This is a genomic window from Aeromonas sp. PI_26, assembly GCF_027854445.1.
Classification (GTDB): Bacteria; Pseudomonadota; Gammaproteobacteria; order Enterobacterales; family Aeromonadaceae; genus Aeromonas; species Aeromonas veronii.
The window spans coordinates 77,002-96,754 of the sequence record NZ_JAJNOE010000007.1 but is presented as its reverse complement, the minus strand read 5'-3'; the positions used below and the strand labels follow the sequence as shown (position 1 = coordinate 96,754).

Below are 19,753 nucleotides of genomic sequence, written 5' to 3'. Positions count from 1 at the left end.
GCTCTTCTCTCTGTTGGCGCTTTCTCGCGTGCTTTGGCGCGTTCTCGCATGCTCGTGTGGGCTGCGCCATGTTGGCAACACGATGGGTAACGTAAGGGGAGGGCGCCAGTCTAGCAGATTGCCATTCGACCTTCACCGCCCGGCAAGGGGTGTGGCAAACGTGCCTTATCTTTCCAATGAAAGTGCCTTGTCTTTCCAAGGAGTTGGCGCGTTACAATGGGCCATCGATCCCCTGATTGCAGCGCACCATGAGCAAGCCTGACCCACATCCCCTGATTGAACCCTTCCTCGACGCCCTCTGGCTGGAGCGGGGATTGTCTGACAACACGGTCAGCTCCTATCGCAGCGATCTGGAGAAGTTCTCCCTCTGGCTCGACGAGCAGGGGAGCTCGATGCTGCTGGCGGGGATGGACGAGATCCAGCACTACCTCGCCTGGCGGGTCGATCACCAGTTTGCAGCTAGCAGCACCGCCCGCTTCTTGTCGGCCCTGCGCCGTTTTTACCAGTATCTCAACCGCGAGAAGCTGCGCAGCGACGATCCGACCGTGCTGCTGGAGGGGCCCAAGCTGCCGAAAAAACTCCCCTCCGATTTAAGCGAAGCGGAAGTGGAGGCACTCTTGAGTGCGCCGCTGGTGGATGACCCGCTGGAGCTGCGGGACAAGGCGATGCTGGAGCTGCTCTACGCCACCGGCTTGCGGGTTTCCGAGCTGGTGGGGCTCACTGCCGAGCATGTCAGTTTGCGTCAGGGCTTGGTGCGCGTAGTGGGCAAGGGCAACAAGGAGCGGTTGGTGCCGATGGGCGAGGAGGCGATGCACTGGCTGGAGCGTTACTACCGGGAGGCCCGCACCCTGCTGCTGGGGGGCACCAGCTCGGATGTGGTGTTTCCCTCCAAGCAGGCCCGTATGATGACCCGCCAGACCTTCTGGCATCGCATCAAGCTCTATGCCCTGCGGGCCGGGATTAACGGCGAGCTGTCCCCCCATACCTTGCGCCACGCCTTCGCCACCCATCTGCTCAACCACGGCGCAGACCTGCGGGTTGTGCAGATGCTGCTGGGTCACGCGGATCTCTCCACCACCCAGATCTACACCCATGTGGCCAACGAACGGCTCAAGGCGCTGCACGGTGAGCACCACCCCCGCGCTTAAGCCCGTTGCAGCCGATTTTTGCCCGCTTGTTTAGCCTGATAAAGGGCTGCATCGGCGCGCGCCATCACTCTGTCTGGCGCATCATTCAGGGATTCGGCAATGCCACCGCTAAAGGAGACGCTTAAGCCCTTTTCACGCCAATCCTGTTGCCCCATGCTGATACGCCACTGCTCCATCAACTTCAGCGCGTTGGCAATATCCGTCTGTTCAAAAATAGCGACTAGCTCTTCCCCCCCAAAGCGGCACAGAGTTGCCTGTTGCTCCAGCAATTGGCTACCGAGCTGAGCGGTGCGCTTCAAAACGGCATCACCGATGGGATGACCATAGGTATCATTTATTTTTTTGAAGTTATCAATGTCGATAATAGCCAATATATATTGGCTATTTTCTTTATGTAGAGTGGCGAGCACCTCTTCCAAATGACGGCGGTTGTACAAGCCGGTTAATGCATCACGCAGCGATTTTTCTGTTTCGGCCTGCATTTTGTCTGAGATCATCACTATTTCATCCTCCAGCTCCTCTATACCAGCCAGCTTGGGGATAATAATTTGTTGCCCTGGAGGGGTGATACGCAATTGTCTAACAACTTGTACCAATGTGCTGATTGTATGCTCCAGACGTTGCCTGAAAATAATGGCAACCAGTGTGAATATCGATAGTGACAATATCAGAGTGATAAATATGGTAGGCAATATTTCACCAATCAGAATATCGCTCTTGAATGGAAATACAGTAATAACCAGCCATGATGGGTTGTTGTGAAGGGCGTGATATGAAATGAGATCACCATTTTCACTCATTAAGGTACCATTCCTGCCTTTCAATTCGGAAATCCATGGTTGGTCAAGTCGACTGCCGTTTTCCTGAGGGTCGCTGTGAGCCACAATCATCTTGCTGCCTCTGTCAAAGAGCATATATACAACATTGTTACTACTCTCCAGAATCCGCCCTATACGAGCTGAAAATACTTTCAAGTTCAGGTCGATGCCAATCACGCCAAGAAATTCCCCCTGGTTATTGAAAACAGCATGGGAAAGGGTGACGACCGGCGTTTTTTCAATCGCGTCAATGTAAGGGGAACTCCAGATATTGATGCCGGGATGGTCGATGGCATTGCGATACCATGGGCGTGCCGATTCTTTGAACTCAATCGGGGTAGGATGAAGAGAGAAATTGATATGCTTGTTATCCTGAAGCATGTAGTACACGGTTTTTATTGGGCCATCAGGGTAAAGAAGGTATTGCCAAATGTCGCGATAACGTTGTTTTAATTCCGGGGGAAGATCTCCATTATTCTCAGTAATGTCGGCAATGATGATATTTATTTGCCTCTCAACCGAAGAGAGTGAGTTATCCCATTGCTGCGCAGTACTATCGTTAAAAAATCTGGCGGTGCTTAGCAAGGTGTTTTTCTGCATAACAGAAAAAAGATACGCACTACCCAATGTGGTCAAAACAAGTGGCAGCGCAAGCAGCAAAAGAAAACGGAGAATAAAGCTGTGATTGGAGTTTGCAGCAGTGGAGGTTTGCATAGTCACGACGCCTATATAACTTTACGCCATCTAACCATAGCCCATAGGCATCGTGACACACATGCACACCAGTCTGGGGAGTCGGCTTAACGCTCCTGTTGAGATTTCAGCAGATCACGGATCTCGGTCAACAGCTCCTGATCCTTGGTCGGGCCTGCCGGTGCGGCGGCTTCCTCTTCCTGCTTTTTCTTCAGGGTGTTGATGGCCTTCAGTCCCATGAAGATGGCAAAGGAGATGATCAGAAAATCGATGATGGTCTGGATGAACTTGCCGTAGGCAATGACCACGGCGGGTGTTGTACCTTCTGCGGCCTTCAGGGTGACCGCCAGGTCGCTGAAGTCCACGCCGCCCAGGATCAGGCCGATGGGCGGCATGATCACGTCACCGACAAAAGAGGAGACAATTTTGCCGAAGGCGGCACCAATGATGATACCGACCGCCATATCGATGACGTTGCCGCGGGCGGCAAAGGCTTTGAACTCTTGAATCAGACTCATTATTTCCTCCGAAATTAAACAAGATAGCGCGTTGATTACCCTTGCCAAAGGGCGAACTCTTGTCAGGAAAAACAGAGGCTAAGCCGCGTTGTTCCTGTCGTCCTGACTAGCTTGCGGGCGTTATGAGTCCTTGGCAATCGGGGGGAACCATTTTTTTGGTACAAAGTGATATTAATTTTTTGGTAAGTAGCTGGTTGAATGATGAGCTGTGCTGCTGTAGTTTGCTGGGTCGATTCATTCATACCACGTGAGTAAACAAGTGAAGTATTTACTACTGGGAATGATGCTTTTGTGCACATTTGCTGCCAGAGCGGGGATGGATACCCAAGCCTTGAAACAGACCATCACAGCCCGGCTGGGGGTTCCCGTCTATCTGGTTGAACCGACCCCGATCGCGGGGTTGTACATGCTGGGCACCTCACAGGGGGTACTCTACAGCGATGCCAAAGGGGATTATGTGGTGCAGGGGGTCATGCTGGATATGACTCGCGACATGAAGAACCTGACCATCTCGGGTATGCGCGAGCAGCGCCGACTTGGGCTGGCGCAGGTGGCTCATGCCCCCATCGTGCTCAAGGCCCGTGATGAGCGTCACCGGGTTGCGCTGTTTCTCGGTGAGCAGGATGCCAAACGTCGTCAGCTCTCCGGCACCTTGCAACACTTGCAGGCATCCGGGGTGAGCGTGGCACTCTATCCGGTGATTGATCACGCCGAGCGGGCCGCCGACTGGTGCAGCGATCCCCTGCTGCAAAATGATCCGTTAAAAGCCTATTTGCCTCAAACGGCATGTAGTGAGACCCTTATCCAAAATATTGGCCTGAGCCAATGGTTGGGGGTCAAGGTACTGCCGGCCTGGGTCTCCTCCGACGGGGATCTGGTGCGCGGGTATCAGAGCCCCGAACAGCTGCTCAAGATACTGGATCATATTGATGTCCCTGCAAATCCGTCGTCGTCCGCGAGTTGATGATTCCCATCTGCCTGCCACCCTGCATCCCCTGCTTCGCCAAATCTTCGCCAGCCGTGGCGTAGAGGACCCCGCCCTGCTGGAGCGCAGCGCCAGCCAGCTGTTGCCGCCCCAGCGTCTCTATGGCATGGAGCAGGCGGTGCCGCTGCTGGCGGAGGCTCTGACTGCCCAGAAACGGATCCTGATTGTCGGCGACTTCGACTGCGATGGTGCCACCAGTTCGGCCCTGTGTGTGCTGGCCCTGCGCGCCATGGGCGGTCGCCATATCGATTTTCTGGTGCCCAACCGCTTCGAGTTTGGCTACGGCCTTACCCCCGAAATTGTCGAGCTGGCGGTGGCCCGTGGCGCCGAGTTTCTTATCACGGTGGATAACGGTATCTCCAGCATCGCCGGGGTGGCGGCAGCCAAGGCGGCGGGCATGCAGGTACTGGTTACCGATCACCATTTGCCGGGTCAGGAGCTGCCTGATGCCGATGCCATCGTCAACCCGAACCAGCGCGGTTGCGATTTCCCCTCCAAGTCGCTGGCCGGGGTGGGAGTCGCCTTCTATCTGATGGCGGCCCTCAATACCCATCTGCGTCAGCTCGGCTGGTACGAACGGCAAGGGTTACGCGCCCCCAATGTGGCGGATTACCTCGATCTGGTGGCCCTCGGCACGGTCGCAGATGTGGTGGCGCTCGATGGCAACAACCGCATTCTGGTTCATCAGGGCTTGCAGCGGATCCGGGCCGGGCGCTGTCGCCCCGGCATTCAGGCGCTGGTGGATGTGTCGGGTCGTGATGGTCGCCGCCTCACCGCCGCCGACCTCGGTTTTGCGCTGGGGCCGCGCCTCAATGCGGTTGGGCGCCTCGATGATATGTCCCTTGGGGTCGCCTGTCTGCTCTGCGATGATCTCAATCTGGCGCGCCAGCTTGCGGCCGAGATGGACAGCCTCAATCAGGAGCGCAAGGAGATCGAGCAGGGGATGCAGCAGGAGGCCCTCGCCACCCTGGAGCAGATCCGGTTTCGCGATGGCGAGGTGCCATCGGGCATAGTGCTGCACCGCAACGAGTGGCATCAGGGGGTGGTGGGGCTGGTGGCTTCCAAGGTGAAGGAGAAGTACTACCGCCCGGTCATTGCCTTTGCCGAGAGCAGCGAGACCGAGCTCAAGGGCTCCGGCCGCTCCATCCCCGGCGTGCACCTGCGCGATGCACTGGAACTGCTCGATACCCGCCATCCGGGCCTGATGGGCAAGTTTGGCGGCCACGCCATGGCGGCGGGGCTGACCCTGCCCAAGGCCAATATCGAGGCCTTCAGCCGCGCCTTTGAGGCGGTCATCAGCGAGCTGGTGACCCCCGAGCTGCTGACCGGAGTGCTGCTCACCGACGGCGAGTTGTTGCCGGATGAGCTCAACCTCGAGCTGGCGGAGCTGATTCGCGCCTCCGGCCCCTGGGGTCAGGCCTTCCCCGAGCCGCTGTTCGACGGCGAGTTCGTGCTGGTGCAGCAGCGGCTGGTGGGGGAGAAGCACCTCAAGATGATGCTGACAACCGATTCCGGTCATGCGGTGGATGCCATCGCTTTTGGCGTCGATCTCAAGCGCTGGCCCGATGCCTCGGTCAAGCGGGTGCGGCTTGTCTACCGGCTTGACGTCAACGAGTGGCGCGGCAACCGCAGCGTGCAGCTGCTGGTGGAGCATCTGGAGGCTGCCGGTCTCTGAGCCGGTTGCATCGCTGCTTTGTCGCAGATAGCGCTGACAACGGCCACCCTCGGGTGGCCGTTTTTGTTGGCAGATCTCTGGAAAAGGGCGTTGACCTGTCTATAGCTTTACAGTTTAAGCTCGTCTTTATCGGGTCACCTGAGGGCCCGCACCGTGAGTGATTGCCATGAAAATATCCGAACTGGCCCGCCGCTGCGGCCTCGCCCGCTCCACCCTGCTCTATTACGAGAAGCTGGGGGTGATTGCCGGTACCCGGGCCGCCAACGGCTATCGCCACTATGACGAGGGGGATCTGCAGCGACTGCAGATGGTGCAGGCCCTGCAGGCAGGTGGTCTCAGCCTCAAGCAGTGCCTCGCCTGTCTGGCTGGCGAGATAGATCAAGCGGCATTGCAGGCCCGGGTGAGGGAGCTGGATGAGGAGCTGGTGCGGATGCAGCGCGCCCGGGATCTGTTGGCGGATCTGACAGGGCTGCGCCCGCGCTCCGGTGAGGAATTCAAGGCCTGGCAGCTGCAACTGCAGCGCGAGGCACCGGAGGCCTACTTCGCGTGGGTGATGAAACAGGGTTTTAGCGAGAAAGATCGCTACCACTTGCAATGGTTGAGCAAAGACATGAATGAGCATGAGCGTTACATCAAGGACTTTATCCAGCTGCTGGATGGCATGAGTTACTGGGGGCCGGGGGATCGCGCCTTCACCCAGCAGCAGTTTGCCGCCTTGCCCATCCGGCCGCGCCGGATCCTTGACATGGGCTGCGGGCGCGGGGCCTCGACCATGGCGCTGGCTCAGGTGACCGATGCCGACATTGTGGCCATCGATCTGGAAGAGGAGGCGCTGGCCGCCGTGGCGCACTCCGCCCGTGCAGCGGGCTTTGAGCATGTCTCCACCCTCTGCGCCAACATGGCGGCACTGCCGGACGATCTGGCCCCGGCCGACCTCATCTGGGCAGAGGGGAGCGCTTACGTGATGGGGGTTGCTAATGCGCTGAAGGCGTGGCGTCCGCTGCTCGCGAGCCCGCAGGCTTGCATCGTGCTCAGTGATGCGGTCTGGCTGACCGATAACCCGCCCGAGGAGGCGTTGGCATTCTGGCAGCAGGATTATCCCGCCATGCAGACGCTGGCGGGCCTGCTTGAGACGATACAAGCGGCAGGCTATCGCTGCCTGTCACACACTCCGTTGCCGATGAGCGCCTGGAACAACTATCTGGACCCTATCGAGGTCAATCTGGTGCGCTATCGAGACGAGCTGGGGGAGAGTGCCGCCTGGCAGTACTTGAGCCGGGAAGTAGCCATCCACCGCCAATATCTGGGCAGTTACGGCTATGTGATCTGCTGCCTGCAGGCGATGTGAAGAGGATGGCTATTGCCATTGAGGGTGAGCCAGTGATCGGACGGGGGAGCAGATGCTCCCCCATTTGTTTTAGTTTTTAAATGCCAAATTCAGTGATAATTGAGTGTTTAGTGCTGATTTGCATGATTAGGTGAATATCAAAATCCAATAAAGCGATGGCTTGTGATATAATTATCCCCGCATTCCTGTCATCCCTGAAGGAGCTCGATCCTTGCCTCTTGCCAGTCGCTTACCCCCAAGCCGCATACAGCACGGTGCAATGGCCTTTGCCATCGCCTGCATTCTGTGGCTCGCTGCTTTTGCCGCAGCTGGGCTGAGCGCCGTTTCGCAGGGGCCATCTGCCGGGGCGACGGCGGGGATGGCACTGCAAGACCCGATCAACCAGCGTCTGGTCGACACGGTCGGCTTGCTGCCGGGCAACCAGTGGCGCCACGGGGTCGAGCAGGGGCGGCGGTTGGCGAAGGAGCGGGAAGGCCATCTCTATCAGATGCTGCTGGCCTGGTTCCAGTACGACATCCTCGGCCTGCTCTGTGGCCTGCTGTTCTTTGTGCCGCTGATCTATGTCAGACAAGCTTGTGGCCACGTTGGCTATCTGCATAAACGGCAACTCTGCGGCCACCATCTGCAATTTCGCTTCTGTCACGGCGACTAGCTCACCCGGCTGGCGGACGCTCATCCACGTTTTCACACGGATTTAACGCTCCCGATTGACTGACGGGGCAGGCTGACACCTGCAGCCTGCGCTCTATCGTCCGGTGCTGCGTCCGCGCTTTCTGTTGTTTCGTCCATGCTGCTGGCCATCGGCCAGAGGCAGACTTTCTCTTTGCGCAAACACCTGGTGAGCACACCTATGGACTACTACCTCAACCTGTTTATTCACTCAATCTTTGTCGAAAACCTCGCCCTGGCCTTCTTTCTGGGGATGTGTACCTTTCTGGCCGTCTCGAAGAACATCAACACCGCCTTTGGCCTTGGCATGACAATCCTGGTGGTGATGGTGATCGCCATTCCCCTGAACAACTTGATTTACCGCCATATCTTGCGGGCAGGCAGCACCTTTTTCGGGGAATTCGATCTGGGATTTCTCGATTACATCATCTACATCGGGGTGTTGGCGGCGCTGGTGCAGGTGATGGAGATGGTGCTCGACAAGTACGCTCCGGCGCTCTATCAGGCGCTCGGCATCTATCTGCCGCTGTTGACGGTGCATTGCGCCATCTTTGGCGGGGTGATGTTTATGGCGCAGCGGGATTACGATTTTATCGAGTCGCTGGTCTACAGCGTAGGTTCGGGGCTTGGCTGGCTGCTGGCCATTGTCGCCATGGCCGGTTTGCGCCAGAAACTGAAGTACGCCGATGTCCCCGAGGGGCTGCGGGGCATCGGCATCACCTTTATCGTGGCGGGGCTGATGTCCCTCGGCTTTATGTCCTTCTCCGGCATATCACTTTGATTGGAGATGAAAAAACGAGGCGCCTGCGGGCGCCTCGTTGTTTATCAGGGATTGCGGATGGCCATTACAGCTCGCGGGCCCAGGGATGAGCCTTGGGGCGCAGGGCCAGCGCCAGACCCAGCAGCAGCACGGTCAGGCCGTAGAGGGGCCAGCTGCCAAAGCGCATGTAGGGGGTCTCGCCGTGGGCGGGACGCACCTCGCTGCGCAGCACACCCGCTTCAAACTGCGGGATCTGGCCGATGATGCTGCCATCGATCTCGGTCACGATAGTGATACCGGTGTTGGTGTCCCGCAGCAGCGGACGAGCTAGCTCCAGCGCGCGCATCCGGGCGATCTCCATATGTTGCCACGGGCCGATGCTGGTGCCGAACCAGGCGTCGTTGGAGACGGTCAGCAGGAAGTCGGTATCGGCATTGACGTTGCGGCGCACCTCTTCCGGGAAGATGATCTCGTAGCAGATGGCGGCGGCAAACTTGAGCCCCTTGGCGATCAGGTTTGTCTGTACTTCGTCACCCCGGCTGAAAGAGGACATCGGCAGGTTGAAGAAGGGGGCGATGGGGCGCAACAGATCTTCAAACGGCACGAACTCGCCGATGGGCAGCAGGTGGTACTTGTTGTAGCGGTTGGAGTGGTTGTAGAAGTAGGACTCCTTGCCATCCGCATCCTGCACCCCCATGCCGAGCACGGTATTGTAGAAGCGCTGTTGCTGCTCGTCGTAGTGAATGATCCCAGCCAGCAGGCCGGTATCGTTCACCTTCATCGCCTTGTCCAGATTCTCCAGATAGGGGCCCATCGCCTTCTCGATGGCCGGGATCGCCGACTCCGGCCAGATGATGATGTCGGCATCCTGATTCTCGCGGCTCAAGTCCTGATAGGTGCGCACCGTGGGGGCCAGCGCCTCCGGATCCCACTTGAGGGACTGGGCGATATTGCCCTGCACCAGTGCCACCTTGACCGGTTCGCCACGGGTGACCCAGTTGAGCTGCATCAGACCGTGAGCACCTGCCACCAGCAGGGCAGGCACCGCCAGCCAGAGCGGGGAGCGGGATTTCCACACCAGCCAGATAGCGGAGGCGGACAGCAACAGGGCGAGGGTGATGCCCTGCACCCCGAGAATGGGAGCAAAGCCCTTGAGGGGGCCGTCGATCTGGCTGTAACCAAACCAGAGCCAGGGGAAGCCGGTCATCACCCAGCCACGTAGCCAGTCAGCCACCAACCAGAGGGCCGGGAAGGCGAGCAGCCAGCGGCTCCAGTGACGGCCGCCAAAGACGCGGGCAAAGACCCAGCAGGCGAGCGTCGGATAGAGTGCCAGATAGGCGGAGAGCCCGGCCAGCAGGACGAAGGCGACCGGCAGCGGGATGCCGCCAAACTCGGTCATGCTGACATGGATCCACCACAGCCCCGGCAAAAAGAGTCCCATGGCGTAGCCAAAACCGCGCCAGGCGGCCTGTTTCGGCGTTGCTTTGTCCAGCAGGGCGTAGAGGCCGAGCAGGGAGGGGATCACCAGCGGCCAGTAGCCGAAGGGGGAGAAGGCCAGCACTGCGATGGCACCAGAGGCCAATGCACTGAGGCTTAACAGAATTTTAGAAGTAACAGGGGATAATCTCACGGGCGATGGTGCTCGTCTTGGTGTGCAACTGGGGTCGAATGGCCGGTATCTTAACCTGTAAGCGGGGCAACGGCGAGCCTCGATGCCGGTGGCAGAGAGCACAACGCCCCGAGGTCGGGGCGTTGTTTCACACATCGAGCGGATCTGCCTATTGCGGCTCAGATTGCGCCGCCGCGTGGTGCTCGGGGATCTTCACCTGCAACTGCTGCAGACGGCGCCGGTCGGCATGCATAACCTTGAACAGGTAGCCATCCAGCTCGATCTCCTCGCCCTTCTTTGGCAGGTGGCTGAAGGCGTGCATCACCAGACCACCTACCGTATCCACCTCTTCATCGCTGAATTTGGTGCCGAAGAAGTCGTTGAAATCCTCGATCTCGGTCAGGGCGCTGATGGAGAAGACTCGCTTGCTGAGGCGGCGGATCTCGTCCGGCTCATCCTCGATGTCGTCAAACTCGTCGTCGATCTCGCCAACGATCAGTTCCAGTATGTCTTCGATGGTCACCAGACCGGAGACGCCACCAAATTCGTCGACCACGATGGCCATGTGGTAGCGCTCTTCACGGAACTCCTTGAGCAGACGGTCAACCCGTTTGCTTTCCGGCACGATCACCGTGGGGCGCAAGATTTTCTCGAGCTGCAGCGGCTCGCTGGCGTGATGGCCGCCAAACCCGAAGGGGAGAAGATCCTTGGCGAGCAGAATGCCCTCCACATGATCCTTGTCCTCGTTGATCACCGGGAAGCGGGAGTGACCGGACTCGATGATCACCGGCAGGATCGCATCCACCGGTTGGGACTTCTCGATGGTCACCATCTGGGAGCGGGGGATCATGATATCGCGCACGCGAAGATCGGCGATCTCCAGCACCCCCTCGATCATGTCCTTGGTGTCCTGATCGATGAGGTCGCGCTCTTCGGCATCGGCTATCACGTCTACCAAATCATTGCGGTCTTTTGGCTCGCCCTGGAAGAGTTGGCTGAGTTTGTCGAGCCAGGTTTTCTTCGGCGAGCCGGTACTAGGGTGATCGTCGGTCATTTTCTCTCTTGGTTACTCGTATGAACACACTTGAAATAGTTCGGGTTATATAAGGATGGCCATCTGCTGTTTCAAGTCGATGACCATCCGGTTCTTTACTCTTCGTCGTTCAGATAAGGATCGGCAAAACCGAGCTCCTGCATGATGTCGCGCTCAAGCGCTTCCATCTCTTCGGCTTCCTCATCCTCGATATGGTCATAACCTAGCAGATGCAGACTGCCGTGCACAACCATGTGGGCCCAGTGGGCCATCAGGGGCTTGCCCTGCTCCTCGGCCTCGCGCTCTACCACCTGACGGCAGATCACCAGATCGCCGAGCAGCGGCAGCTCCAGACCGGGTGGCGCCTCGAACGGGAAGGAGAGCACATTGGTGGGCTTGTCCTTGCCGCGATAGGTGAGGTTGAGCTCGTTGCTCTCCGCCTCGTCGACGATACGCACCGTCACTTCTGCCTCCTGCTGGAAGCCGAGAATGGTGCCGTCGAGCCAGCCCTGCAACTGGGCTTCGGTGGGCAGGCCGTCAGTGCTGGCGCTGGCCAGCTGCAGATCCAGGGTTACGCTCATTGCTCACTCTCTTTGCTGGCGTTTGTTTGGCCGGCCACCTTCTCGGCGGCCTGTTTGGCGTCGAACGCCTCATAGGCCTGCACGATACGGGCCACCACCGGGTGGCGCACCACGTCTTTGGACTCGAAGAAGTTGAACGACAGACCATCGACCCCTTGCAGCACTTCCAGCGCGTGGCGCAGGCCGGATTTGGCGTTGCGCGGCAGGTCTACCTGGGTGATGTCACCGGTGACCACTGCCTTGGAGTTGAAGCCGATGCGGGTGAGGAACATCTTCATCTGCTCGGTGGTGGTGTTCTGGGCCTCATCGAGAATGATAAAGGCGTCATTGAGGGTTCTTCCGCGCATATAGGCGAGCGGCGCCACCTCGATAATGTTGCGCTCCATCAGCTTCTCGACCCGCTCAAAACCCAGCATCTCGAACAGGGCGTCGTAGAGCGGGCGCAGGTAAGGATCCACCTTCTGGGAGAGATCGCCAGGCAGGAAGCCCAGCTTCTCGCCCGCTTCCACCGCCGGACGGGTCAGCAGAATGCGGCGAATTTCCTGACGCTCCAGCGCATCCACCGCCGCCGCGACCGCCAGATAGGTCTTGCCGGTACCGGCCGGGCCTATGCCGAAGCAGATATCGTGGCGCACGATATTGGCGATGTATTGGGCCTGATTGGGGCTGCGTGGTTTGATGAGACCGCGCTTGGTCTTGACCGTCACCTCCTTGCCATAGGGGATGCTCGGCGTCGGTTCGTCATCCTGCTCCAGCACCCGCGACTCCTGAATGGCCAGATGGACCATGTCGGGGGTGATGTCGGTCACCTTGCCACCCTTGAGGGGCTGTGTTTCCACATAGAGGTGCTTGAGGATGACGGCGGCGGCATCCAGCTGGGCCGGTTTGCCCACCAACTGGAAGTGGCTGTCACGGTAGCTGATCTCGACGCCGAGGCGGCGCTCCAGCTGCTTGATGTTGTCATCGAAGGGGCCGCACAAGCTGGCAAGGCGCTGGTTGTCGGCGGGCTCCAGATGCAGATTCAGGGTCGAGATGTGTCGGCTCAAAATATCCTCGTCTCAAGGCGCTCCCCATCCGCCGGGCGAATGGGGAGGAGGGGATTAATGGGGGGTGAAAGCGGCCACGCCCAGCTCGTCCGGCACGTTATCCGGGCGACGGGCCAGGATTTCGCTCGGGGCGGTGGCGATCCTCAGGTTCATCTCGCTCTCGCCGCGGATGAACTTGCCGCGCAGGGAGTTGGGACGCACCTCGGTGATCTCCACGTCGGCAAAGCCGCCGATCAGGGTGTGCTGGCCTTCGAAGTTGACCACCCGGTTGTTCTCGGTGCGGCCACACAGCTGCATCGGGTCGAGCTTGGAGGGCCCTTCCACCAGGATGCGCTGGGTGGTGCCCAGCATGGCGCGGCCAATCTGCATCGCCTGGTTGTTGATGACGTGCTGCAAGCGGGCCAGACGGGCTTTCTTCACTTCCATGTCGACATCGTCGGGCATGTCGGCGGCCGGGGTGCCCGGGCGCGGACTGAAGATGAAGCTGAAGCTCATGTCGAAACCCACATCCTCGATCAACTTCATGGTCGCTTCAAAGTCTTCGTCCGTCTCGTTCGGGAAGCCAACGATGAAGTCGGAGCTGATGGTGATGTCGGGACGGGCGGCACGCAGGCGACGGATCTTGGATTTGTACTCCAGGATGGTGTGCGGGCGCTTCATCATGGTCAGAATACGGTCGGAGCCGCTCTGCACCGGCAGGTGCAGGAAGCTGACCACTTCCGGGGTGTCTTTGTAGACTTCGATGATGTCGTCGGTGAACTCGATCGGGTGGCTGGTGGTGTAGCGAATGCGATCGATACCGTCGATGGCGGCCACCAGACGCAGCAGCTCGGCGAAGGTGCAGATGCCGCCATCAAAGGTCGGGCCGCGGTAAGCGTTGACGTTCTGACCGAGCAGGTTCACTTCGCGCACGCCCTGCTGGGCGAGCTGGGCGATTTCGTAGAGCACGTCGTCCAGTGGGCGGCTCACCTCTTCACCGCGGGTGTAGGGCACCACGCAGTAAGTACAGTATTTGGAGCAGCCTTCCATGATGGAGACGAACGCGGTAGCCCCTTCGGCGCGCGGTTCGGGCAGGCTGTCGAATTTTTCGATCTCGGGGAAGGCGATATCAACCTGGGCACCACGGCCCTCTTGCACTTCCTTGATCATGGCGGGCAGGCGATGCAGGGTCTGCGGGCCGAACACGATATCCACATAGGGAGCGCGCTGGCGAATCGCATCGCCCTCCTGAGAGGCAACGCAGCCACCCACGCCGATCACCAGACCGGGCTTTTTGGCCTTGAGCTTTTTCCAGCGTCCCAGCTGGTGGAACACCTTCTCCTGCGCTTTTTCGCGGATGGAGCAGGTATTGAGCAGCAAGACATCTGCCTCTTCGGGCTCTTCGGTAAGCGTGTAGCCATTGCTGGCATCCAACAGGTCGGCCATTTTGGACGAGTCATACTCGTTCATCTGGCAACCCCAGGTTTTAATGTGAAGTTTCTTGCTCATTGCTTCTCTTGACTTGTTTTGAAATCGGCATGGTCAAAGGACCGCGCATTTTACTCCGCAATCTGGATACTGCCTAGCTAATATCCAGCTGGCAATGGTGCTCACCCGATACCTGTTGCCAGCAAGCTCAATAAGCTTTCTCCTTGATTTGACGCAGCAATTCCCCGTTTGTCTCACTGTTTATCAGCCGCCCTTGCGCTATCATGCAGCCATCCGGTTCACGTCCGGGCGCTGTCGCCGGACGCACCCTTTCAGGAATAAATGTATGGAACAGTGTGATATCGCCATCGTCGGCGCCGGCATGGTGGGCGCCGCCACCGCCTGTCTGCTGGCGGCTCAGGGCCTCTCGGTGCGGGTCATCGAGACCCAACTGCCGGAGCATTACGCGCCGGAGCAGCCGCTGGATCTGCGGGTCTCCGCCATCAGTCAGGCCTCGGTGGCGCTGCTGGAGCAGGCCGGTGCCTGGCACCATCTGCAGCAGATGCGGCTCTGCCCCTACCGTCGGCTGGAGACCTGGGAGCTGGACGGTTTTGCCACCCGCTTCAATGCCGCCGACCTCGGCCTGCCCCAGCTCGGCTACATCATCGAAAACCGGCTGGTGCAGCTCGCCCTGCTCAAGCGGATGGAAGATTTTCCCACCATCCAGACCCACACCCCGGCGGCGGTGACCAGCCTGCGCCAGAGTGCGGATGAAGCTGTGCTGACTCTGGATGATGGCACCGAGCTGGTGGCCCGCTGGGTGCTGGCTTGCGACGGTGCCGAATCCCACACCCGCAAGCTGGCGGGTATCGGCGTATCGCGCTTCGAGTACCGCCAGCACTGCATGCTGATCAATATCGATACCGACTTTGCGCAGGAAGATATCACCTGGCAGCAGTTCACCCCGAGTGGCCCGCGGGCCTTCCTGCCATTACCAGGCCAGCACGGCTCTCTGGTGTGGTATGACAGCCCGGCCCGGATCCGCGCTCTGGCGGCCATGAGCAACGAAGGGCTTGCCGCCGAAGTGTGCCGCCACTTCCCGAGTCGGCTCGGCGGGTTCACCGTCACCGGCAAGGGGAGCTTCCCGCTGGTGCGCCGCCACGCCAACGACTATCACGCCGGTCGGGTGGTGTTGCTTGGCGATGCTGCCCACACCATCAACCCGCTGGCGGGGCAGGGGGTCAACCTCGGCTTCAAGGATGTGGCCTGCTGGGCGGCTCTGCTGCAAGGAGCTGGCGCCGACTGGCATCAGCTGGCGTTGGCCGAGCGTTACGAGCGACGCCGTCGTCCCGACAACCTGCTGATGCAGTCGGGGATGGATCTCTTCTACGGGGTATTCAGCAACGAGATTGGCCCCCTCAAGCTGGCCCGCAATCTGGCCCTCAATCTGGCGGACAAGGCGGGCCCGCTCAAGGAGATGGCGCTGCGCTATGCACTTGGGCTGGTTTGACAGGTAGAAACCAGATAGCACGGGTTGAATGCGCGAAGGAGCACAGGTGATGAACAAGGCACTGCTGGTGATCGATTTTATCAACGATATTGCCCACCCCGACGGGCGCATTGCCGCCTCCGCAGCCCATGTACTGGAGCAGGATGCCATCGCGCATGCCAATCAGGCGCTGGCCCATGCCCGCGCCAACGGCTGGCTGGTAGTGCTGATCAAGGTGGGCTTTGACGGCGGCTATCAGCTGCAGCCCAAGGGGTCTCCCATGTTTGGTCGCGCTCACCAGTTGGGGGCGCTCTCCTTGGCTGACAGCGGCACCGACTTTCATCCGGATCTGGATGTGCAACCCGGTGATCTGGTGCTAGCCAAGCCCAGGGTCAGCCCCTTCTATGGCACGGCGCTGGAGCCTGCGCTGCGGGCCAACCACATCGACCACCTCTATCTGTGCGGGGTGAGCACTAGCTGGGCCATTCAGGCGGCGGCGCGGGATGGTCACGATCGCGACTACGCCATCACCATTCTGGAGGATGCCTGCGCCGCCGCAGATGCCACCGAGCATCACACCTCGCTGCGGATGCTGGGCCGTATCGCCGAGATCATCAAGGTGTCCCGGCTGGCTTGATCCTTAACGCAGGCAGCACCCGAGCACCGTGTTGAGATTGACTCAGCGGCCCTCTGTCGGGCCGCAGCGCTTTTGGGCAACATGATTGTCGGGCAATATAGTGCTCACATGGATAACAACAAGGATGGACAGATGCGTTATCAGGGACGGATCGCGAGCTGGAACGAGGCGCGCGGCTTTGGATTTATTACGCCGGAGCAAAATGGCGCCGAGCAGATAATCAATGGATCACGCAGTGCAGGGCTGTTTGTGCATGTTACGGCGCTGCAATCAGATGGTCGCTTGCCCGAGCCGGGGGAGCGTGTCACCTATCTGATCGGCAGTGGCCAGGATGGCAAACCGAGGGCGTTACAGGTTTTTTTCCCCGATCGCCCGCTCACGTTGGCGGATGCAGTGCAGTCGGCCGCACCATCAGCAGCAAGATCAGCCGCATCATCGGCGGCGCCTGCATTTCGGGCGGCAAGTCAGCCGCCACGACCCACCTCGACCAGAGAGCGAAGTAACCCCTATCGACGTCGCAAGAGCAGTTGGAGTGGCAAACTGATCCCCCTGCTGGTGCTCGTCGGCCTCTTTTCCATCTATTCCCGTTTCTCGGCCGAGTCGATGGCGCCATTGCCGGTCTCATCTTTCAATCAGGAGGAGATCAGCACCTCGGTCAGCACGCCACAGACAACGACCTTTATTCGTCAGTGTGATGGTCGGCAGCATTGCTCCCAGATGACCTCCTGCGAGGAGGCAACCTGGTTTTTACAAAACTGCCCTGGTACCAAGATGGATGGGGAAGGAGATGGCATCCCCTGTGAAAATCAGTGGTGTGGTCATTAAATGTGACTTATCAGAGACATATGCTCATGATGTGCTCTTGTTATCCGGAACAGGGAAACTGGCCTGAAACCTTGCCGGATAGTGTTCGATGGTGAAATTTGGTCTCAGTTGGCTAAGTGGGAATGGGGTGCTTCACTCTATCTGCTGACTTAATTGTTAATAGATGGCGGTATGCCACTTTTGCCACAGGATGGCCATCATGGCGGATGATATACAGACACGGCAGAGTCACTTCGCCGAGCGAGCCCATCATCTGGCTGCGCTGCTGGATTCGCTGGAAGACCAGATATCGGTGATAGATCGGGATGGCGTGATCCATTACACCAATCTCGCCTGGGATCTGTTTGCCGAGCAAAACGGCATGCCCAGGGGATATAACTGGATTGGGGTCAATTACATGGGGGCTTGTGACGATGAATCCGAGCCCTCTGGATTGGCTGCCGTGGAGGGGATCCTCCGGGTTATCCGTCATCAGCAGGAGAAGTTCTATCTGGAATACCCCTGCCACAGCCCCGACACCCAGCGCTGGTTTATGATGCGAGTAGCGCCGGTACCCGGTCTTGATGCTGAATATTTTTCCATCGCCCATATCAATATCACCGAGCGCAAGCTGCTGGAGCTGGAAGTGGAAAGCCTCTCCTTCCACGATCCTTTGACCGGACTGGCTAATCGGCGGCTGTTCAACAGTTTTTTGCATAACGAGTGGCGGCGCAGCATGCGGGAACATACCCCGCTCTCCCTCATCATGCTGGACTTGGATAACTTCAAGGCGTGCAATGACCATCTTGGGCATCAGATGGGAGATGGCTCGCTCCAGCTGGTGGGCCATCTTCTGCAATCTTTCTGCCAGCGTCCTGCGGATCTGCCCTGCCGTTTTGGTGGTGACGAATTTGCCCTGATCCTCGGCAATACCGACCAAAATACGGCCCAGCGGATTGCGGAGGAGATCCGCCAGGCCATCAACGATCTCGACATCGTGGTGGCAAATAATATTCAGCTTAGCGCCAGTATTGGCATTGCCACCTACACGGCTGAGCAACTGCTGGAGGGAGAAGGGGCGTTGCTGGCCGCGGCCGATGCGGCGCTTTATTGCGCCAAGGGGGCGGGTAAAAACCGTAGTCACTGCGCCAGCTGTTGAGCCGCATTGCCGCTTTTGTCCTGCATGCGTCCCCTTGATGGGGGCGCACTGTTTTTTGGTTGGTCACGGTGTTAGCAACCAGCGAGCGTTGGTTTCAGCGCTCGGGTGTGGCCGACACCGGCAGGGGATGGCTGGTGATCACCTGCCTGACGAAGTGATCCCGGATGGGGTCGGCAAAGTCCGGATTCCATACCATGCTGACCTCCCACTCGGAGCTGGGACCAGAGAGGGGATAGAGGGTGACATCGGGCCCTGCGATAAAGCTGACGCTGCGCGGCAGGATGGCGTTGCCGATGCCCGCCGCGACCAGCGCCACCAGCGTCTGGATATCCTCGGCCTCCTGGACCATGCCGGTCAGCCGATTGGCGCCGAGAAAACCGGCGATCTGCTGGCTGAGCCCAGGGCAGCGGTGGCCCACCATCTGCAACAGGGGTTGACTGGTCAGTGCCTGCTGGACGTCGAATGCGGCCGGGTCTGGCTCGGTCATCCGTGTCGGCACCGCCAGCACCAGCCGGTCGATCAGCAGTCTGTGCTCCTGCAACTGGGGCATCTGAGGTCTGCGCATAAAGCCAAGCTGCAACTGGCCGGAGAGCAACTGCTCCTGCTGGATGGCGGAGGGCATATCCTGCAGATGGACCATCACGTCCGTGGCCTGCTGTTTGAAGCGGGCTACCAGCGCAGGGGCCAGTGCGAAACTCGACAGACCGAAGCCAATTTTGAGTCGACCGGCCACGCCGCTCGCCACCGCCAGCGCATGGCTTTCGAACTCCCGACCGTGCTCGACCAGCGCACTCGCCTGGGTGAGCAGCTGGGCGCCGAGCGCCGTCAGCTCGGCGCCGTGGCGGCCCCGTTTGAACAGGGTGCAGCCCAGCGTCTGCTCCAGCCCCTGGATCTGCTTGGTGAGGGCCGGCTGGGTGATAAAGAGGCGGCTGGCCGCTTCCCGGTAGTTGGCGGTGTCGGCCAGCGTCACAAACGCCTGTAGTTGCCTCAAGTCGAATTTCATTCCAATTGGTTATCCAAGGTGGCGATTTATTGATTATAAATTATCTAATCGCCTTGTTCTAATGGCTCGGCAAGGGGGGAATCGCCCTCCTCTGAACCGGAACAAGGAGCCATATCATGTCTACCCAACGCTATCTCTTTTTGATCAAGGGCACGCTGGTGCTGGCCCAGCCATTGGCGGCCCCGGAGACGGGGGAGCTGCTCGCCAGCTTGTTGCAACAGGGGTTTGTGGTCGGCCCCTTGCAAGTGTGGGCTGGCAGTACCGAGCAGGCGCTCGCTTGTTATGAGCGTGCAGCCCAGCAGCAGGCCTTTACCGATGCGCTCTCTGGCTCTCTGCCCGAGCTGGCCGGGGTGCCTGTGCCTGTATGAGTG

19 protein-coding genes are annotated in these 19,753 nt (G+C 59.3%); 11 read left to right on the top strand and 8 right to left on the bottom strand.

The window, feature by feature from the left end:
• The first annotated feature begins 248 nt into the window (after window positions 1–248).
• Entirely contained in the window at window positions 249–1,148 is a 900-nt protein-coding gene (gene xerD, locus LRL22_RS09870) for a site-specific tyrosine recombinase XerD (RefSeq protein ID WP_270905299.1), read from the top strand.
• On the opposite strand, the gene LRL22_RS09865 is transcribed toward xerD, so the two are convergent.
• Both LRL22_RS09865 and mscL read right to left on the bottom strand, forming a co-directional pair.
• The gene (locus LRL22_RS09865) at window positions 1,145–2,680 is read right to left on the bottom strand and encodes a sensor domain-containing diguanylate cyclase (protein WP_270905298.1); all 1,536 of its coding nucleotides are present in this window, start codon (window positions 2,678–2,680) and stop codon (window positions 1,145–1,147) included. The genes xerD and LRL22_RS09865 overlap by 4 nt on opposite strands.
• Before the next feature lie 86 nt (window positions 2,681–2,766).
• On the bottom strand, window positions 2,767–3,177 hold the full coding sequence (mscL, locus tag LRL22_RS09860; protein ID WP_005354103.1) for a large-conductance mechanosensitive channel protein MscL: 411 nt from the start codon (window positions 3,175–3,177) through the stop codon (window positions 2,767–2,769).
• A 316-nt stretch (window positions 3,178–3,493) separates the two neighbouring features.
• On the opposite strand from mscL, the gene LRL22_RS09855 reads away from it, so the two are divergent.
• The 5 genes from LRL22_RS09855 (at window position 3,494) to nqrE (ending at window position 8,635) form a co-directional block, all read left to right on the top strand.
• A complete protein-coding gene (locus tag LRL22_RS09855; protein WP_005335146.1) occupies window positions 3,494–4,141 on the top strand; it encodes a disulfide isomerase DsbC N-terminal domain-containing protein in 648 nt (215 codons plus the stop codon).
• Complete coding sequence (gene recJ, locus LRL22_RS09850; protein ID WP_201989867.1) at window positions 4,107–5,837, top strand: single-stranded-DNA-specific exonuclease RecJ; 1,731 nt, start codon at window positions 4,107–4,109, stop codon at window positions 5,835–5,837. The genes LRL22_RS09855 and recJ overlap by 35 nt, the downstream gene beginning before the upstream one ends.
• 166 nt (window positions 5,838–6,003) lie before the next feature.
• The gene (locus LRL22_RS09845) at window positions 6,004–7,185 is read left to right on the top strand and encodes a MerR family transcriptional regulator (protein ID WP_270905297.1); all 1,182 of its coding nucleotides are present in this window, start codon (window positions 6,004–6,006) and stop codon (window positions 7,183–7,185) included.
• A gap of 259 nt (window positions 7,186–7,444) precedes the next feature.
• Complete coding sequence (locus LRL22_RS09840; protein ID WP_064335663.1) at window positions 7,445–7,837, top strand: hypothetical protein; 393 nt, start codon at window positions 7,445–7,447, stop codon at window positions 7,835–7,837.
• Between the two features lie 198 nt (window positions 7,838–8,035).
• A complete protein-coding gene (nqrE, locus tag LRL22_RS09835; RefSeq protein ID WP_270905296.1) occupies window positions 8,036–8,635 on the top strand; it encodes an NADH:ubiquinone reductase (Na(+)-transporting) subunit E in 600 nt (199 codons plus the stop codon).
• A 64-nt stretch (window positions 8,636–8,699) separates the two neighbouring features.
• On the opposite strand, the gene lnt is transcribed toward nqrE, so the two are convergent.
• The 5 genes from lnt to miaB all read right to left on the bottom strand — a co-directional run bounded on the left by lnt (window position 8,700) and on the right by miaB (window position 14,371).
• A complete protein-coding gene (gene lnt / locus LRL22_RS09830; RefSeq protein ID WP_270905295.1) occupies window positions 8,700–10,244 on the bottom strand; it encodes an apolipoprotein N-acyltransferase in 1,545 nt (514 codons plus the stop codon).
• A 148-nt stretch (window positions 10,245–10,392) separates the two neighbouring features.
• Complete coding sequence (corC, locus tag LRL22_RS09825) at window positions 10,393–11,277, bottom strand: CNNM family magnesium/cobalt transport protein CorC (protein WP_005354092.1); 885 nt, start codon at window positions 11,275–11,277, stop codon at window positions 10,393–10,395.
• A 95-nt stretch (window positions 11,278–11,372) separates the two neighbouring features.
• Window positions 11,373–11,837 (bottom strand): rRNA maturation RNase YbeY, encoded by a 465-nt coding sequence (ybeY, locus tag LRL22_RS09820; RefSeq protein ID WP_005354089.1) that lies wholly within the window; start codon window positions 11,835–11,837, stop codon window positions 11,373–11,375.
• Window positions 11,834–12,883, bottom strand: a complete 1,050-nt coding sequence (locus tag LRL22_RS09815) for a PhoH family protein (RefSeq protein WP_270905294.1) — start codon at window positions 12,881–12,883, stop codon at window positions 11,834–11,836. Before LRL22_RS09815 ends, ybeY begins: the two co-directional genes overlap by 4 nt.
• Window positions 12,884–12,937: 54 nt before the next feature.
• On the bottom strand, window positions 12,938–14,371 hold the full coding sequence (gene miaB, locus LRL22_RS09810; RefSeq protein WP_184232846.1) for a tRNA (N6-isopentenyl adenosine(37)-C2)-methylthiotransferase MiaB: 1,434 nt from the start codon (window positions 14,369–14,371) through the stop codon (window positions 12,938–12,940).
• Window positions 14,372–14,636: 265 nt separating this feature from the next.
• Between miaB and LRL22_RS09805 the strand changes: the two genes are divergently transcribed.
• From LRL22_RS09805 to LRL22_RS09790, 4 genes are all read left to right on the top strand, one after another.
• Window positions 14,637–15,800, top strand: a complete 1,164-nt coding sequence (locus LRL22_RS09805) for an FAD-dependent oxidoreductase (RefSeq protein ID WP_270905293.1) — start codon at window positions 14,637–14,639, stop codon at window positions 15,798–15,800.
• Window positions 15,801–15,849: 49 nt separating this feature from the next.
• The gene (locus LRL22_RS09800) at window positions 15,850–16,416 is read left to right on the top strand and encodes a cysteine hydrolase family protein (protein WP_139473647.1); all 567 of its coding nucleotides are present in this window, start codon (window positions 15,850–15,852) and stop codon (window positions 16,414–16,416) included.
• A gap of 132 nt (window positions 16,417–16,548) precedes the next feature.
• Window positions 16,549–17,241: a cold shock domain-containing protein gene (locus LRL22_RS09795; RefSeq protein WP_270905341.1), complete on the top strand. Its 693-nt coding sequence runs from the start codon at window positions 16,549–16,551 to the stop codon at window positions 17,239–17,241.
• A 199-nt stretch (window positions 17,242–17,440) separates the two neighbouring features.
• Window positions 17,441–18,379, top strand: a complete 939-nt coding sequence (locus LRL22_RS09790) for a sensor domain-containing diguanylate cyclase (RefSeq protein ID WP_270905292.1) — start codon at window positions 17,441–17,443, stop codon at window positions 18,377–18,379.
• Window positions 18,380–18,473: 94 nt separating this feature from the next.
• Here the strand turns inward: LRL22_RS09790 and LRL22_RS09785 are convergent, their stop codons facing one another.
• Window positions 18,474–19,382, bottom strand: a complete 909-nt coding sequence (locus LRL22_RS09785) for a LysR family transcriptional regulator (RefSeq protein ID WP_270905291.1) — start codon at window positions 19,380–19,382, stop codon at window positions 18,474–18,476.
• Between the two features lie 116 nt (window positions 19,383–19,498).
• On the opposite strand from LRL22_RS09785, the gene LRL22_RS09780 reads away from it, so the two are divergent.
• A complete protein-coding gene (locus LRL22_RS09780) occupies window positions 19,499–19,750 on the top strand; it encodes a hypothetical protein (RefSeq protein ID WP_270905290.1) in 252 nt (83 codons plus the stop codon).
• The last annotated feature ends 3 nt before the right edge of the window (window positions 19,751–19,753 follow it).

Coding starts and splice junctions, on each gene's coding strand:
- LRL22_RS09840 (WP_064335663.1), top strand. CDS start 7,445: ATGGCCTTTGCCATCGCCTGCATTCTGTGGCTCGCTGCTTTTGCCGCA.
- LRL22_RS09780 (WP_270905290.1), top strand. CDS start 19,499: ATGTCTACCCAACGCTATCTCTTTTTGATCAAGGGCACGCTGGTGCTG.
- LRL22_RS09865 (WP_270905298.1), bottom strand. CDS start 2,680: ATGCAAACCTCCACTGCTGCAAACTCCAATCACAGCTTTATTCTCCGT.
- ybeY (WP_005354089.1), bottom strand. CDS start 11,837: ATGAGCGTAACCCTGGATCTGCAGCTGGCCAGCGCCAGCACTGACGGC.
- LRL22_RS09805 (WP_270905293.1), top strand. CDS start 14,637: ATGGAACAGTGTGATATCGCCATCGTCGGCGCCGGCATGGTGGGCGCC.
- corC (WP_005354092.1), bottom strand. CDS start 11,277: ATGACCGACGATCACCCTAGTACCGGCTCGCCGAAGAAAACCTGGCTC.
- recJ (WP_201989867.1), top strand. CDS start 4,107: ATGTCCCTGCAAATCCGTCGTCGTCCGCGAGTTGATGATTCCCATCTG.
- LRL22_RS09800 (WP_139473647.1), top strand. CDS start 15,850: ATGAACAAGGCACTGCTGGTGATCGATTTTATCAACGATATTGCCCAC.
- LRL22_RS09790 (WP_270905292.1), top strand. CDS start 17,441: ATGGCGGATGATATACAGACACGGCAGAGTCACTTCGCCGAGCGAGCC.
- LRL22_RS09785 (WP_270905291.1), bottom strand. CDS start 19,382: ATGAAATTCGACTTGAGGCAACTACAGGCGTTTGTGACGCTGGCCGAC.
- LRL22_RS09845 (WP_270905297.1), top strand. CDS start 6,004: ATGAAAATATCCGAACTGGCCCGCCGCTGCGGCCTCGCCCGCTCCACC.
- LRL22_RS09855 (WP_005335146.1), top strand. CDS start 3,494: ATGGATACCCAAGCCTTGAAACAGACCATCACAGCCCGGCTGGGGGTT.
- nqrE (WP_270905296.1), top strand. CDS start 8,036: ATGGACTACTACCTCAACCTGTTTATTCACTCAATCTTTGTCGAAAAC.
- mscL (WP_005354103.1), bottom strand. CDS start 3,177: ATGAGTCTGATTCAAGAGTTCAAAGCCTTTGCCGCCCGCGGCAACGTC.
- miaB (WP_184232846.1), bottom strand. CDS start 14,371: ATGAGCAAGAAACTTCACATTAAAACCTGGGGTTGCCAGATGAACGAG.
- LRL22_RS09795 (WP_270905341.1), top strand. CDS start 16,549: ATGCGTTATCAGGGACGGATCGCGAGCTGGAACGAGGCGCGCGGCTTT.
- xerD (WP_270905299.1), top strand. CDS start 249: ATGAGCAAGCCTGACCCACATCCCCTGATTGAACCCTTCCTCGACGCC.